Raw genomic sequence first — 15,654 nt, 5'->3', positions numbered from 1 at the left:
GCCTTAGACACCAACCTTTACTGATTCGCGTTCCAGCAGGATGTGAGAGCGCATGAGTTCGCCCGGGTTCGTCTGTGCCGCGAGCAGCGAGAGCTCGCCGCACAGCACCGTCGCCGCCCCGATGACGGCGAGCCGGCGCGCGTTCGCGCCGGGCTCGCGGTCTTCCTTGCAGCCGAGGCGGGTCAGGTTCGTCTCCACGAACCCGAGGCCCTTGCCGTTGCCCACCGTGCCGACGATCAGGTTCGGCAGGGTGCAGGAGAAGTAGAGGTCGCCGTCGCGGTCCTCGGCCATCGTGACGCCCTGGGAGCCTTCGACGATGTTGGCCGCGTCCTGGCCGGTGGCCAGGTAGAACCCGAGCAGCATGTTCGCGTAGTGGGCGTTCGCCGAGCGGATGCCGCCGGCGAGCAGGGTCCCGAGGAGGTTCTTGCGGATGTTCAGCTGGACCACCTTGGCGGCGGTCGTGTGCAGGACGCCGGTCACCACATCGCGCGGGATGAGGATCTCGGTGATCACGTTCTTGCCGCGGCCGAGGATCCCGTTGATCGCGGTGGCCTTCTTGTCCGAGCAGTAGTTGCCGGAGATCGAGCCGTAGGAGATGCCGGGAATGGTCTCCAGCAGGTGCGCCAGGAGCGCCTCGGAGGCGAGCGTGGCCATGTTGTGGCCCGACGCGTCGCCGGTGGAGAACTCGAAGCGGATGAAGAGCAGGTTCGCGTTGATCTCGTGCCGGATGTTGATCAGCTCGGCGAACCGGCTGCCGGCGCGCACCACGTCGCGCAGCTCGTCGATCCGTGCCTGGATGGTCAGGGCGGCCGTGTACGCGGTCTGCGCGTCCACCGCCTCGACGAGCACCGAACGGGTCATGCGCTCGTCGACGAGCGTGGCGACGATGCCCTTCTCGGCGAGCCGGGACACCTTGGCCCCGCGGCCCACGGACGGCCACAGCGGGGTCTCGTAGGTGGCCAGGGGGACGAGGGTCTCGGTCTCGGCGACGTTCCCCGAGATGCGGACGGGGCCCACCCACTTCATCGGGACCCCGGCAATCGCGTGTGCTTCGGTCATCGTGTGCTTCCCGTCATCTCGTGAAGGTCGCCGACGGACCGGGAACGCTGGGCGAGCTGCCGCGTGTCGATGCCCCGGTCGGCGCAGAAGGAACGAAGGGTGCCGTGGATCAGCAGATCCAGGCCGGAGAGGTCTGCCGGGGTGCGTGCGCCGAGCATGGTCTGCAAGGCCGCCAGCTGGTCCAGCCAGTTCGAGATCTGCGCGATCAGCGCCTCGACGCCGCCGTCGAGCAGGGTGCGCAGGAACACCCCGGACGCTCCGACACCGGAGGCGCCGAGCGCCAGCGCGCGGGCGACGTCGAGCGGGTTGCGCACACCGCCGGAGGCGAGCACGGGCAGACCCGCGTCCCGGGAGTCGAGGAGGCAGGCGGCGGTGGACTGTCCCCAGTTGTCGAGGAAGGCGTAGTCGCCGAGCGGCCGGCGGCCGTTCTCGATCCGGGCGAAGTCGGTGCCGCCGCGGCCGCCGAGGTCCGCCACGCTGACGCCCAGCTGCTGGAGCGTCAGGACGGTCTCGCGGCTGAGGCCGTTGCCGACCTCCTTGACGATCACCGGGACGTCGACGGCAGAGGTGATCTTCTCGATCTGCGAGACCCAGGACCCGAAGGACCGGTCGCCCTCCGGCATGGCGGTTTCCTGCGCCGTGTTGATGTGGATCTGCAGGGCGTTGGCCTCCAGCAGGTCGATGGCGCGCTGGGCGTTCTCGACCGAGGCGGTCGCGTTGACGTTCGCCATGACGAACCCGTCCGGGTTCTCCCGGCGCAGCACCTGGAAGGTGTCCACGCAGGACGGGTCCTTGAGGTAGGCGTGCACGGAACCCGAGGCGATGGCCACTCCGGTCTCGCGGGCGGCGATCGCCAGGTCCCGGTTGATGATGCCGGTCTTGGCGGTGCCGCCGGTCATCGCGTTGATGTAGAGCGGCGCCTGCCAGGAGATCCCGGCGAAGGTCGTGGCCAGGGACACGTCCTGCCGGTCGATCCCGGCCAGGGCGTGGTGGACGAACGACACCTCGTCGAACTGGTTGATCCCACTGCGGGTGTCCTGCTGCTCGATGGCGAGCCGGACGTGGTCGTCCTTGCGCTGAGCGCTCATTCCTCGATCCCTTCGGTGGTGGGACGGACATGCAGGGGCAGCACCCCTGCGGCGGCCCACCGTTGCCGTACGTGTGAGATGTCGTGCGGAGCCCCGGTGTCCAGCAGGGCGATGCCGCAGTCGCCGCCGCCCGCCCCGGAGGGCTTGGCGGCGCCGCCGACGCCTTCGGCGGCTTCGCACAGCGCCGTCAGCTCGGTGGTGAAGATGCCGAGGCCGACCTCTTCGTCCAGGCGGGCCAGCTCCTGCCGGGCCCGCCGCAGCTGGTGCAGCAGTCCCGGGCCGTCCCCGGCCTCGAGCGCCGTGATCGAGGCGCGTACGAAGTCGTTGCTGGTTTCCACGAACGCGCGGTGCGAGGCGGTGCCCCGCCAGGTCCGCCGGTGCAGGCTGGACACGAGCGAGGTGGTGGAAGCCGGGTTCCCGGTCCAGCCGACCTCCAGGGAGAGGCCGGCCGGTGGCGGAAGCCGGCGCACTGCGAAACCGGGCCAGGGGGCGCGCAGCGCTTCCTCGATGCCCTCGCGCAGGGCCAGGCCGAGTACGAAGTCCCGGTCGGGCGCCTGGTAGGCGATCCAGCCGCCCCAGGTACTGGCGGCGAGGTCGCCCCCGGAGCCCTTGGGGTCGATCCGGGCGCCGGCGATCATGGCCAGCCGGAACCGGGAGTCGAGCGACAGCTCCAAGTCGCAGAAGGACGCGACGGCGTCCACGGTCGCCACGGTCACCGCGCCGCTCGAACCCAGGCCGAACTTGCGGCCGTTCTCGTGCAGCCGGCTGCTGACGGAGATGCTCAGCGGGGGAACGGGCAGGCCGCGTTCGGCAAGCAGTCCGGCCACGGTCTCGATCGCCGAGACCACGTGGGCCAGTGCGACGCGCGCGCCCTGCGAGTCCTCCTCGCCGTGGACGTCGAGCCGGCCGTCCTGCCATTGCCAGCACACCGCTCGCGCACCGAGGTCGGAGGAGATCACGACGTCGGCCTCGCCGGAGCCGGACACGAGGACGGTGATCTCCCGGTCCACGGCGACCAGGATCGCCGGGGTGCCGGGTTCCACCACCGCGTACTCGCCCGCGACGAACAGCTTGCCCGGCGCACTGCGGACGACGGTGCGCCCGGAGGTCATCGGCCGTCTTCGTTCAGCAGACGGGCGCCCTGTCCGGGCCCGGCGACGTGCACCGCGCCACCGGCGGCGGCGGCGCGTACGACCGCGGCCACCCGGTCGGCGTCCGCCCGATGGCAGAGCACCTTGACGTTCGGACCGGCGTCCATGGTCGCGTAGGCGGAGATTCCGTCCCGCCTGAGCTGCAGCACGCTGTCGAGCACCGTGAGCGAGGCGGGCGACAGGTAGCGCACCGCGGGGCGGGCCCCCAGCATGGTGGCGTGCATGCCGAGCGCGTTGCGCTCCGCGATCTCGCCGACCGCGTCGAGGTCGCCGCGCAGCAGCGCCGCCCGCATCTCGACCAGGTCGACCTTGCTCGATTCGGCCCACGGCTCGAACAGCGGTGACGTGTCGACCGTGCGGCGCATGGCCACACGGCTGGACACGTCCTTGGGGCCGGCGTTGACCACCGCGATGACCAGCGCGGGGTCGAGTTCCGCCGTGGGGACCGGCTCGGCGTAGGAGCTGAGGTCGGCTTCGGCGGCCGGAGCCGTGTGCGTGCCCGCGTTCCAGGCGGCGAAGCCGCCGAAGATCGACCGTGACGCCGACCCGGATCCTCGCCGGGCCAGGCGTGACAGCGCGGTGGCGCCCTGGCCGAGTCCGTACGCGGCGGCCGCGGACACGGCCAGGGCGGCGAACCCACTGGCGGAGGAGGCCAGGCCCGCTCCGGTGGGGACGGTGTTGCGGGTGTCCACGACGGCCCGGTGGGGGACCCCGGCCCTCTCCCGTACGAGGTCGAGGAAGGCGACGATGCGCCGCTCGGCCTCGCCCGTCGCGGGCACGCCGTTGAAGGTCACTTCGTCGTGACCGGCATCGGCGTCGAGCCGGACCCGGGTGGTCGTGGGGAAGATGTCCAGGGTCATCGACAGGCTGCTGGTCCAGGGCAGGAACAACTGCTCGTCGCGCTTGCCCCAGTACTTGATGAGCGCGATGTTCGGGTGCGCGACGGCGGTTGCCCCCGTCGCGTCGCCCTGTCCTGACGGTCGGATCAGCGTCTGCTGCTCAGACATGGTTGACGAGCCTCCTCAGTGGTACGACCCACGTCTGCACGGCCCCGGCCTCGTGCAGCTGCCGGGTGACTTCTCTGGCTTGTTCGGGCTGGGTCAGGGCGAGCACGCAGCCGCCCAGACCGCCTCCTGTGATCTTGGCGCCGAGGGCGCCCGCCTCGAGCGCGGCGCTGACCATCGCCTCGATCCGCTCGGTGCTGAGCCCGCCCGCGCGGAGCAGGGCGTGGTAGTCGGTGAGCTTCGAGCCCAGCTCTTCCGGCTTGCCTTCGGCGAGGGCGACAGTGGCCTCCGCGGTCAGCTCGGTGGCGCGGCCCACGAACCTCTCCTGGGCACCCGCGTGGCGCTCGAACCCCTCGCGCAGCAGAGCCACGGCGTCCTTGGTGCTGCCGTAGTCGCCGCTGTCCGCGATGACGAACAACCCGTCGCAGCCGACGTTCAGCTGCCGGGTCTCGCCCGACTGGAACAGCAGCGGGGCGGATGCTCCGACCGTCGCGGCGTCGACGCCACTGGCCCGGCCGTGCACCACGTTCTCGGCCGTCTGCACCAGGTCGAACGTCTCCCGGTCCGACACCTCGCGGCCGACGAGGTCGGCGAGGGCGAGGACCACGGCGCGCGCGACCGCCGCGCTGGACCCGAGTCCGCGGCCGAGCGGAATCGAACCGTCGACGATCACGTCGAGGTGCGGTGCGCTTTCCAGCCCCATGGCGGTCCTGAACTCGGTGGTGAGCCGACGCAGCCCCTCGGAGCCCTCCGTCCCCACCTGCCGCCAGGCGGAACCGGTGGTGGTGAAGGACACGCCGCCCGGTTCGTCACGGGTGCTCGACGACCATCCGGCGCTCGCCGTGACCGGCAGCTGCGGAACCGGAAGAGCGATGGCCGGAGCTCCGTAGACGACCGCGTGCTCCCCCAGCAAAATGGACTTGGCGTGGGCGCGGCCGGTACCGACTGAGCGGACCCAGCGGCCTTCTGACACCCCCGCCGCTGAGGTTGGTAGAGTCAACGCACTCAGCTCCAAATATCGTATTTTGCGCAGATCGCGTAATTCGGGGTTCTAGGAAGAGCGGACCAGTGCCGGAGCCCTTCAGGGCGCGGCTGATCCAGGTGGGGCAGGATCCCGGGCAGGCGGGCGGCTTCTACCGCCGCGCAGGGCGCGGGTCGGTACATGTGGCGTGGAGATGGTGAACGGGGTTGTAGGCACCCGTTTTCGAGCGGTCCCGCCGGCGATCCGGCGTGCGCATCCGTCACCTTGTGGGGGCGACCAGGATGGGGAGCCGCGGCACCCAACTCCCGGGCCCGAATTTATTTTTGGGCAGGGGAGACGTGCGTAAATAGTGACACGGGTCCCACCTCCACGCCAAGGGTGTCCGAAGTGACGTAGGTCACTCCGTCCGGGAGGGCATGCGGAAGCGCTCCCGGCCCTTGGGGGAGGGCCGGGAGCGCAGGGAAGGGGCAGGTGTTGGCGGTCTGTCAGGTCGACGTGGCCGGGCCGGCGGGAGACGGGTGGAAGGCGCCTACGACAGGCTCTAGGGGGGCGACTGCCCGGGTTCGCGGCCAGGTGCCGTCGCGGTGTCAGACGGCGACAGGCAGTCTCAGGTGGTGTCGTCGTCGAACCGCGGACGGGAGTCCCGGGCCGCCGAAGAGGAGGAAGCCTTCTCCAGGACCGGACCACTGTCCTTGTTCAGGTCGTGGCGGGCGCCGCCGGGAACCGAGGACGCGGATTCGGAGCCGCTGGACGGCTCGTCCCGACGGCTGTTCACCGCCTCGGTGACCTCCGTCAGTTCTTTGCGCAGGTCGAGGCTGTCGCGGATCTCCTCCAGCCCCAGTCCGTCGCTGCCCAGCTGCTTCCGGATGAACGTCTTGGGATTGAGGTCCTCGAAGTCGAAGTCCTTGAACTCGGGGCCGAGCTCGGCGCGGATGTCCTGCTTGGCGCTGTCCGAGAAGGATTTGATCTTCCGGATGAAGCCGGTCACATCCTGAATCACCTTCGGCAGCTTGTCCGGGCCGAAGATGAGCACGGAGAGCAGCACGAGCGTCGCTACTTCCAGTGGTCCTAGGTCGTTGAACACCCTGCGACTCCTCGCCAAGTTCAGGCGGGCGCTGCTCGCCCGGCCAACCCGCTCCCCTGGTTCCGTTCCGGGGGCCGATCCGCTCAGGGGACGATAGCCAACCAGCGGGCCACTCGGGCGTGTGCTCGTGCCGGGTGCGCCCCGCCGGCCTCGGACGGCAGGATCTGGATGCCGTGCTTCCGCCCCAGCCGCACCTGGCCGTCCGCTTCCCGGCCGCGCTTCGGCCACCCGCGCGCGCCCCGTTCGGGAGGAGGTCGCGCGGGTCAGCCGAGGCGGCGGACGGCGATCGCCGTGAGCTCCTCGATATCGAATTCGGAGCGGCCCGGCGCACCATAGCGAGTTATCTTTCCCCGACTCACCCATTTGCGGATGGTCGCCTCGGTAACTCCTACGGCCAAAGCTGCGACATTCGTCGGTACGAGCCTGTGGCGAGGGGGCCTGGTCATGCGCTGACCCTTTCTCGCTGTCGTTCCATGAGCTGTCGAAGGCCGAGCCATTCGCGCATCTCCCAAGAGTGTCCCGAGGTGCATTTAAGGCTTCTGCCCGCGTGCCCGGCCGTCTGAGGCGTGGCAGTTATCGTCCCGGAGCAGGAATCCACGACGCACTTCCTGATGACCGCGTGAAGGTCGTTCGGGTCGGGGTCAATCGTGCGACGCAACTCGGCAGTTATCGTGGCGATCTCGTCCGCGAAATCTGCGGCCAGATCCTGGGCGGAAATCCACTCGATGTTTTCGGTGAGGAATCGAGTGAACTGGAGGGCGGAGCGGCCCGAGGAGACCTTTCCGAGCTTCTCCGTGATGGTTCCGGCCCAGGAGTCCAGAATGGCCAGGCTGTTGTGGCGGGCGTCGAGGACGGAAATGTTCAGGTGGTCCCGATTGCGGCTGCCGGAGACCTTCGTCGGGTTGGTCCTCCGAGGCGTGGGTGATACGTGGTACAGGCACTCCTGGTGGAGGATGGGGAGCGCGCGGAGGTTCCGTTCCACTTCCCGGAGGCAGGGGGCGCACAGGAGCGAGTCCCCGGCGGCGGGAGTCTCCCTCGTGTGATTTCTGGAGCACGGGCGAACGTTCATTGAATCTCCTTCATGAGATGACTCGTGCCCGCAATCCGCATGGAATGAAATACATCCACTGGATTGCGGAAGTTAATTCATGATTGGCGGCCTCTGGGGCTGGTGGGGGGTGGCGATCCTCGGCCCCGTCAGAGACTTCTGAAAGATTCCGCTACTGCGGTCGCGTGTGCTGGATCAGGAGAATCTGATAAACCGGTCAGACCGGACCAGGCAGACGCTTTTGCTAGTTCTTTCAGTAGATTCAGTGGTCATTTATGTTCCAATTCCCCGTGGTGTCCAGAAGTTTTACCGGCTGTGCGTCAGGAAGGTTCTGCGGCTGGGCTCAGTGTGTCAATATCCACCACGTGAGGAGGTGTGGCGGAAATTCAAAGCCCGGATATCTTCCCTTCGTGCGACCGGTATATTGTGAAATGCTGCTTCCGTTGTCCACCTGTTTTCGGCCGGGAATCTGGTCCCGCGGCCGGGCGGCACCGGCGCATTTCCTCGTCTATACGCTTGACGCTGAATCTAACGACGGTTGGTCGAGTCCTGATACAGCCTCGCCAGCGTCCGGCTGTACCGGCGCCCCGGTCCCTTCGGGGGGAGTGGCCGGTGGTCCGGCCGTCGGCCGCGCCGTCGTCGACGGCCGGCGCGGCGCTCCCGCTTCTCCATCTGGCTTCCACCAGGACCCGAGCCTTGGTTGAGCGCCTGCGCCCACGGTGAGCCAAGGAAGGAGGCGCTGTGGACGGTATGCACGGAGACGAGCGCGCAGTAGGCGCCGGACTCACCGCAGGGCCGCCCGTGACGGCGGCCGCTCAGTATTTTCCGGGGGACGACGTTCTCCCGGACCATCCGGTCGACCCGGAAGTCGCCCCGCTCTCCGGGGGCGGCACGGGGGCGCACTTGCAGGTGTGCCTCGTGGGCGCGGGGCCCAGAGGGCTCTCCGTACTGGAGCGGCTCTGCGCACAGGAGCGGAAGTCGCCCCGTTGGGACGCAGTGACGGTGCACGTCGTCGATCCGGATCCGCCGGGTTCGGGGCGCGTGTGGAGGCCTGCGCAGTCCCGGCACCTGCTGATGAACACCGTGGCCTCCCAGGTCACGGTCTATACCGATGCCAGCGTCCGGATCGACGGTCCGCTGGAGGAGGGGCCCAGCCTGCACGAGTGGGCCAAGGCCCTGGACATGGGCGCGCTCGAGGGCGTCGCGCATGGTGACTACGACGAGGAGATACTCGCCGAGGCGCACCGTCTGGGCCCCGACACCTATCCCACGCGAGCGCTGTACGGCTCCTATCTGACCTGGGCTTTCCGTCAGGTCCTCGCGTATGCCGCCACGCATGTGACGGTGCTCACCCACGCGGTACGGGCCGTCGCCCTCGAGGACGGGGGTTCTGGGCCCGCGCGGCCGCAGACCGTCGTGCTCGAGGACGGCACACGACTGACCGGGCTGTCCGCGGTCGTCCTCGCGCAAGGGCATGTGCCCGTACGGCTCAACGCCGTCGAAAGCGAGCTGACGGACTACGCCGCACGGTTCGGGCTGACCTACGTGGCCCCTGCCAACCCGGCCGATGTGGACCTGTCCGCCATCCGGCCCGGCCAGAACGTGCTGCTCCGCGGGCTCGGGCTCAACTTCTTCGACTACATGGCCCTGTTCACCCTCGGACGGGGCGGCGTCTTCACCCGGGTCGACGGCAAGCTGGTCTACCGTCCCTCGGGCGCCGAACCGCGCATGTACGCCGGATCGAGGCGCGGCGTGCCCTACCAGGCGCGCGGTGACAACGAGAAGGGCGCCCACGGCCGCTACTACCCCAAGCTCCTCACCGCCGAGTACATCGCTGCGCTGCGCGCCCGCGACGCCCACCGGGGGTCCATCGACTTCGTCTCCGACCTGTGGCCGCTGGTCTCCAAGGAGGTGTGCGGGGTCTACTACGCGGCTCTGCTCACCGAGCGGGGTGAACTCCCCTCCAAAGCGGCCGAGTTCACCGATCGGTATCTGCACGCCGAGCCGGGCGGGGCCGAGTACGAGCTGCTCGACGAGACCGGGATCCCCGAGGCCGAGCGCTGGGACTGGAAGAACGTGGCCCGCCCGTACGGCGATGCCGAGTGCCACGATCAGGCCGGCTTCCGCGCCTGGCTGCGCGGCCATCTGGACGAGGACGTCCGGCTGGCGCGCCAGGGCAACGTCAGCGGGCCGGTCAAGGCCGCGCTCGACGTCCTGCGGGACCTGCGCAACGAGCTGCGGCTTGCCATCGACCACGCGGGGCTGACCGCCGAGTCCCACCGCGGTGGTCTCGACCGCTGGTACACACCGCTCAACGCCTATCTGTCCATCGGTCCTCCGGCGTCCCGGATCGAGGAGATGGCCGCGCTCATGGACGCGGGCATCCTCGACGTGACCGGCCCCGGCATGCGTGTCACCGCCGACGCGCACGATCCGCAAGGTCCCTGCTTCACCGTCACCTCGAGCGTCATCCCGGACGTGCACGTGAGGGCCGCGGTGCTCATCGAGGCCCGCCTGCCGGAGATCGACCTCCGCTGTACGGCGGACCCGCTGATGAGCCAGTTGCTGCGTACCGGACAGTGCCGTCCGTACCGCATTCCCGGCGAGGACGGCGCGGACTACGAGACCGGCGGCCTCGACGTGTCCGAGCGGCCCTACCACCTGATCGACGCGCGGGGCGCGGCGCATCCGCGGCGCTTCGCCTACGGAGTGCCCACCGAATCCGTGCACTGGGTGACTGCCGCGGGAATCAGGCCCGGCGTCGGATCGGTCACTCTCGAGGACTCCGACGCCATCGCGGCCGCGGTCCTCGCGGTGTCCGGAGTGCCGCTGCCTCCGGGACCCGCGCGGGGTTCCCGGACCGGGGTCGAGGCCGCGGCCGTCGTGGCCCCGGCGTGAAGGCGGACGCATGACCTCCTCCTACAAGGCCCCGCACCCGGGAGCGTCCTTCGCCCACCTGGACGTGGGGCTGCTCTCGCCGGTCCGGGCGGGTACCCCCGTCGAGGCCGCCGTGAGCGACGGCGCCTGGCTGCAGGCGATGCTCGACGCCGAGGCGGGACTGGCACGCGCCCAGGCCCGCTGCGGCACCGTGCCCGCCCGTGCGGCGGAAGCCATCACGGCCGCCGCCCGCGCGGAGCTGCTCGACGTCCGGGAGCTCGCGCTCGCCGCACGCGAGACGGCGAACCCTGTCGTGGGTCTGGTCAAGGCGCTCACCACGGTGGTCGCCAAGCAGTCCCCGGAGGCCGCGGAGTACGTGCACCGCGGCTCGACCAGCCAGGACGTCTTCGATACCGGGGCGATGCTGGTGGCGGCGCGCGCTCTGCGGCTGATCGTCGCGGATCTGCGGGCCGTGGCCCTCGCGCTGGGCGACCTGGCGGCGGCGCACCGGGACACGGTGATGGCGGGGCGCACCCTGGCCCTCCACGCCGTGCCCACGACCTTCGGCCTCAAGGCGGCGGGCTGGCGTCAGCTGGCCCTGGACTCCGCCGAGCGCCTCAAACGGGTCGCCCACGGCGGGCTTCCCGTGGCGCTCGGCGGTGCGGCCGGAACACTGGCCGGCTATCTGCAGTACGCGGGGGAGGGCGCCGACCCCGCGCTCGTACTCGACGAACTCGGCGCCGCCTTCGCCGCCGAGACGGGCCTGGCCGCCCCCGTGCTGCCCTGGCACGCCCTGCGCACCCCAGTCGCCGACCTGGGGGCCGCCCTCGCCCACACCGCCGCGGCCCTCGGCAAGATCGCCGCTGACGTGCTGGTGCTCGCCCGCACCGAGGTCGGCGAAGTGTCCGAGCCGGCGGTCGACGGGCGGGGGGCCTCGTCGGCGATGCCGCACAAGCGCAACCCCGTGCTCGCGACCCTCATCCGCTCGGCGGCGCTGCAAGTACCCGCCCTGGCCACCGTACTCGTCCAGTGTCTGTCGACCGAGGACGAGCGCTCCGCCGGGGTGTGGCACGCCGAGTGGCAGCCGCTGCGCGAATGCCTGCGCCTCACCGGTGGCGCCGCGCACACGGCCCTCGAACTCGCGCGGGGGCTCACCGTCCACGTGGAGCGGATGCACGCCAATCTCGAGGCGACCGGCGGACAGCTGGTGTCCGAGCGGGTTTCGGCCGTTCTTGCCCCGCACCTGGGCAAGGCGGCCGCCAAGGAACTGCTGACCCGCGCCTCTCTCCTCGCCTCCGGGTCCGGCCGGCCGCTGGCCGACGTACTGGGCGAACTGCCGGAACTCGCCGGCATACTGAGCCCGGACCAGGCCGCGGCCCTGCTCGACCCGGCCGGCTACACGGGCGTCGCCGGTCCTCTGGTGGACCGGGCGCTCGCCGCGCCGGGGCCGGCGCGCGGTCCGGCGTCCTGACAGCGCCGGCGGGCGGGCCCCACCGCTTCGCACCTGCGCTCCACATCCGCTCGAGCCATGCTCGCGAATGCCTCGAAGTCTCTTCGAGACCCCGTCCTCGACCGGCCGAACCTCGCCCCACGCCCCGGCCGCAGGCCGCATTATGCAATCACGATGATCGGGAGGGGCAGCCGAGTTGAGTCTGGACGCACGTGTTGTCGACGGGGACAGCGGTCAAAGCCACGCCCTGGTGATCGGCGCGAGCCTGGCCGGACTGACGGCGGCGCGGGCCCTGGCCTACTCTGTGGACCGGGTCACCGTGATCGAGCGCGACTGGGTGCCGCGCGGACCCGCAAGACGCCGGGGCGTGCCCCAGGCGCGGCACACGCACAGCCTCACGGCCGCCGCCCTCCACGGCCTGGAGGAGCTGTTCCCCGGCATCGGCCGTGACCTGACCGCCGCCGGGGCGGTACGCGTACGCCTGCCCGGGGACATCCTGCTGCTCGGCCCGGGCGGCTGGCTGCCCCGGTTCGACTCGGACATGTCGATGCTGAGCGCCAGCCGCGATCTGATCGACGCTGTGATTCGCGAACGGCTGCGCGCCGAGCGGAAAGTCACCTTCCTTCAGGAGCACGAGGTCATCGCCCTGGAGCCCGGCCGCAACGACACCGTCACCGGCGTCTGGGTACGCCGGAAGGACCGGAAGGCGCCGGGCGGCTGGGCCGCCCGACACCTGATATCCGCCGACTTCGTGGTGGACGCCTCCGGGCGCGGATCCCGAGCCCCTCGCTGGCTTGCCGAGCTCGGCTACGAGACGCCCGGGGAAACCGTCACCGACGCCCGGACCTCCTGTGCCACCGCCCTGTTCGCGCCGCCGATAGGCCATGTCGCGGACTGGAAGAGCTTGTTACTCATGGCCGCGCCCGGCAACCCGCGCCAGGGCGTGCTCAACCCCGTCGAAGGCGGCCGCTGGTCGGTGTCGGTGGCGTCGAGCGGTGGTGAAGCACCCCCCGCCGACCACCAGGAGCTGCTGCGCGCCGCGGGCGTCCTGCGCCACCCGCTGCTCCGCGAGGTCATCGGCGCCGCCACACCGCTCGGCTCGGTCTACAGCAGCGGCCCCGTCGAGAACCGCTGGCGGCACTACGAGAGCCTGCGCCGCTGGCCCGACCAGTTCCTCGTCATCGGCGACGCCCTCGCCGTGCTGGACCCGGCCCACGGCCAGGGAATGACGCTCGCCGTACAGTCCGCCCTCGTCCTCGACCGGATGCTGACCAGCCACGGCACCACCATCGGCATCACCTACCGGCTGCGCCGGGACCTGGCCCGGCAGCTGGCCACCGCCTGGCGACTGAGCACCCGTAACCTGCACGCGGCCACGGACGACCAGGGGGCGCCGGCCGGACCGGGCGCCCGGATGGGCAGGAGCTACGCGGCCCGACTCGCGGCCGCCGCGACCACCGACCGGCACGCGGCGGCGCTGATGCTCGAACGGCTCCACGCGGTGGCCCCGTCCTCGGCGGAGCGGCGGCCCCGCGCGCTGATGGCCGCGCTCCGCGGCCGCCGCGGCCGGGTCCCCCCGGCCGTACCCAGTACCACCCACGGTCCGGACGCGCGAAAGCGCCGCTCCATCCCGGTCGAAGCACCCGCCATAGGGGTCTCCACCGGCGCCTCGCGGCTGCGGACCACGGGCTCGTCGGCGCAGTGGCCGACCGCGGAGCCCGCCGGGGACCGGCAGCGGCCCTGAGTACCTGTCACCCTGTCGGGCGGCAAGTTGTACCCGGGCGTGCGACGGGCGGAGCCCGGTCTTACGCTTCGGGTATGACGAGAGTGGACCGTTTAGCCGGTATAGGGCCTGACCACATTGCCCGGTGGTCGGCTAACACGAGTAACCCAGCTGGAAAATCAGGCCTGTTGCGGCCGAGTGGAATCGCCGTCGTCCAGAACGGCTCGCAACTCGCTCGAGAAACAGTCCAGTTACGACAGGGGTTCGGCTCAAGTGCGGTTGGCCGGCCGCGTCGCGTGTCGATAGCGTTCAAACCGCTCCAGGGCACGGGCCGGCTTGCGCCGCGGCAGGTCCCTTCCACGGCCGGCCGTTCACAGGCCGGACCGTTCGCGCCCGTGACAGCCGAGCGGCGAGGGGAGGGTGCGCGGGTATGAGCACGACCGACACAGCACCGCAGGACACGCGCACCACTGCGCCCAAGGGTGAGCGTCTGGCCGACTGGGCGGACTCGCGACTTGGTGCCTACAGCTTCCGGTTCCTGATCCGGAAGGTCTTTCCCGACCACTGGTCGTTCATGTTCGGTGAGATAGCGCTCTACAGCTTCATCATGCTGCTCCTCACCGGCGTCTGGCTCTCCCTGTTCTTCAACCCGAGCATGGGCGAAGTCGTCTACGACGGCCCGCAGACAGCGATGCAGGGCGTGAGGATGTCAGAGGCCTACGCCTCCACGCTCAAGATCAGCTTCGAGATCCGCGGCGGCCTGTTCATCCGGCAGCTGCACCACTGGTCGGCCCTGGTCATGATCGGCGCGCTCTGCATCCACACGCTGCGCCACCTCCTCACCGGATCGTTCCGCAAGCCGCGCGAGGCCAACTGGCTGATCGGCTTCACCATGCTCGTACTGGTCACCCTGGAGGGCTTCGTCGGGTACTCGCTCCCCGACGACCTGCTCTCCGGTACCGGCCTGCGCATCGCCGAGGGCGTCACGCTCGCCATTCCGGTGGTCGGCACGTACTTGACGCTGTTCCTGTTCGGCGGCGAGTTCCCGAGCTTCGACGTGATCCCCCGGTTCTACAGCATCCACATCCTGCTGATCCCGGCGATCGTCGCGGCCTTGCTCGTGGTCCACCTGATCCTGGTCTTCTACCACAAGCACACCCAGTTCCGGGGTCCGGGCCGCACCGAGCAGAACGTGGTCGGCCAGCCGCTGATGCCGCAGTACACGGCCAAGGCCGGTGGCTTCTTCTTCCTGGTCACCGGAGTGCTTGCGCTGATGGCGGGCATCGCCCAGATCAACCCCGTGTGGGTGTTCGGCCCCTACCGACCGGACCAGATCTCCCAGGGCTCACAGCCCGACTGGTACATGGGCTTCCTCGAAGGGGCGCTGCGCGCCATGCCGGCCTGGGAGTTCGTCATCCCCGGCGGCTACACCGTCAACATGGGCGTCCTGCTCCCGGCCGTCATCCTGCCGACGGTGATGATGGCCGTGATCGCGCTGTGGCCGTTCCTGGAGGCCTGGGTCACCGGGGACACGCGCGAGCATCACCTCCTCGACCGGCCGCGCGACCACCCCACGCGGACCTCGTTCGCCATCGCCTTCGTCGCTCTGTACCTGGTGCTGTTCTTCGGCGGCGCCAACGACATCCTGGCCGAGCGCTTCAACCTGTCCCTGAACTCGATCACGTGGGCCGTCCGCATCGGAGTCTTCGTCGTCCCGGCCCTGACGTACATCGTCACCAGGCGCATCTGTCTGGCGCTGCAGCTGCGCGACCGCGACAAGCTCCTGCACGGCCGCGAGACCGGAAAGATCCGGCGGCTGCCGCACGGCGAGTTCGTCGAGGTGCACGAGCGCCTCGACCGCGGACGGGAGTTCGCGCTGCTCTCCAGGGAGGAGTACAAGCCGCTGGAGGCTCCCGTGGCGGAGCAGGACGGCGTGCCGAACCCGCGGAGCCGCAAGGAGGCGCTGCGCTACCAGCTCAGCCGCTGGCTCTACGGCGGCCAGGTCGCGAAGCCGACGAGGGAGCAGATGCGGGAGGCGCTGGAGCACTTCGGGCACGGCTCCCAGGAGCACGCCTCGATTCCCGAGCAACTGGAGACCGCCAAGGTCCCCGCCGAGAGGCGGGAAGCGGGCCGGGAAGACTGACCCGGCGGTCCGACGCGTAGCGGCGGACCGGCCAAGACGGCGCGG

The 15,654-nt window shown here is 70.3% G+C and carries 11 protein-coding genes; 4 read left to right on the top strand and 7 right to left on the bottom strand.

The genetic code is table 11. The features are described 5' to 3' along the window. Window positions 1-3: 3 nt before the first annotated feature. The 7 genes from OG730_RS43010 to OG730_RS42975 all read right to left on the bottom strand — a co-directional run bounded on the left by OG730_RS43010 (window position 4) and on the right by OG730_RS42975 (window position 7,437). Window positions 4-1,059 carry a hydroxymethylglutaryl-coenzyme A reductase family protein gene (locus OG730_RS43010; RefSeq protein ID WP_327309928.1) on the bottom strand — a complete coding sequence of 352 codons (1,056 nt, stop codon included), beginning with the start codon at window positions 1,057-1,059 and terminating at the stop codon, window positions 4-6. Continuing rightward, window positions 1,056-2,147 carry a type 2 isopentenyl-diphosphate Delta-isomerase gene (gene fni, locus OG730_RS43005; protein ID WP_327309927.1) on the bottom strand — a complete coding sequence of 364 codons (1,092 nt, stop codon included), beginning with the start codon at window positions 2,145-2,147 and terminating at the stop codon, window positions 1,056-1,058. The genes OG730_RS43010 and fni overlap by 4 nt, the downstream gene beginning before the upstream one ends. After that, window positions 2,144-3,259: a phosphomevalonate kinase gene (locus OG730_RS43000; RefSeq protein ID WP_327309926.1), complete on the bottom strand. Its 1,116-nt coding sequence runs from the start codon at window positions 3,257-3,259 to the stop codon at window positions 2,144-2,146. The genes fni and OG730_RS43000 overlap by 4 nt, the downstream gene beginning before the upstream one ends. Next, entirely contained in the window at window positions 3,256-4,305 is a 1,050-nt protein-coding gene (gene mvaD / locus OG730_RS42995) for a diphosphomevalonate decarboxylase (protein WP_327309925.1), read from the bottom strand. The genes OG730_RS43000 and mvaD overlap by 4 nt, the downstream gene beginning before the upstream one ends. Then, the gene (gene mvk / locus OG730_RS42990) at window positions 4,298-5,275 is read right to left on the bottom strand and encodes a mevalonate kinase (protein ID WP_327309924.1); all 978 of its coding nucleotides are present in this window, start codon (window positions 5,273-5,275) and stop codon (window positions 4,298-4,300) included. The genes mvaD and mvk overlap by 8 nt, the downstream gene beginning before the upstream one ends. Before the next feature lie 616 nt (window positions 5,276-5,891). Next, window positions 5,892-6,368, bottom strand: coding sequence for a sec-independent translocase (locus OG730_RS42985; RefSeq protein WP_327309923.1), 477 nt, complete (start codon window positions 6,366-6,368; stop codon window positions 5,892-5,894). Between the two features lie 442 nt (window positions 6,369-6,810). Then, on the bottom strand, window positions 6,811-7,437 hold the full coding sequence (locus tag OG730_RS42975) for a hypothetical protein (RefSeq protein WP_327309920.1): 627 nt from the start codon (window positions 7,435-7,437) through the stop codon (window positions 6,811-6,813). A gap of 729 nt (window positions 7,438-8,166) precedes the next feature. Here OG730_RS42975 and OG730_RS42970 point away from each other — a divergent pair. The 4 genes from OG730_RS42970 to qcrB all read left to right on the top strand — a co-directional run bounded on the left by OG730_RS42970 (window position 8,167) and on the right by qcrB (window position 15,609). Continuing rightward, the gene (locus OG730_RS42970; RefSeq protein ID WP_327310024.1) at window positions 8,167-10,314 is read left to right on the top strand and encodes an FAD/NAD(P)-binding protein; all 2,148 of its coding nucleotides are present in this window, start codon (window positions 8,167-8,169) and stop codon (window positions 10,312-10,314) included. Between the two features lie 10 nt (window positions 10,315-10,324). Further along, window positions 10,325-11,764, top strand: coding sequence for a nitrosuccinate lyase (locus OG730_RS42965; RefSeq protein WP_327309919.1), 1,440 nt, complete (start codon window positions 10,325-10,327; stop codon window positions 11,762-11,764). Between the two features lie 175 nt (window positions 11,765-11,939). Then, window positions 11,940-13,487 (top strand): FAD-dependent oxidoreductase, encoded by a 1,548-nt coding sequence (locus OG730_RS42960; protein WP_327309918.1) that lies wholly within the window; start codon window positions 11,940-11,942, stop codon window positions 13,485-13,487. Window positions 13,488-13,896: 409 nt separating this feature from the next. After that, window positions 13,897-15,609 carry a cytochrome bc1 complex cytochrome b subunit gene (gene qcrB, locus OG730_RS42955; protein WP_327309917.1) on the top strand — a complete coding sequence of 571 codons (1,713 nt, stop codon included), beginning with the start codon at window positions 13,897-13,899 and terminating at the stop codon, window positions 15,607-15,609. Window positions 15,610-15,654 lie beyond the last annotated feature (45 nt).

This window comes from Streptomyces sp. NBC_01298, from assembly GCF_035978755.1.
Taxonomy (GTDB): domain Bacteria; phylum Actinomycetota; class Actinomycetes; order Streptomycetales; family Streptomycetaceae; genus Streptomyces.
The sequence above is the reverse complement of the archived record's forward strand: the minus strand, read 5'-3'. Positions and strand labels throughout refer to the sequence as shown.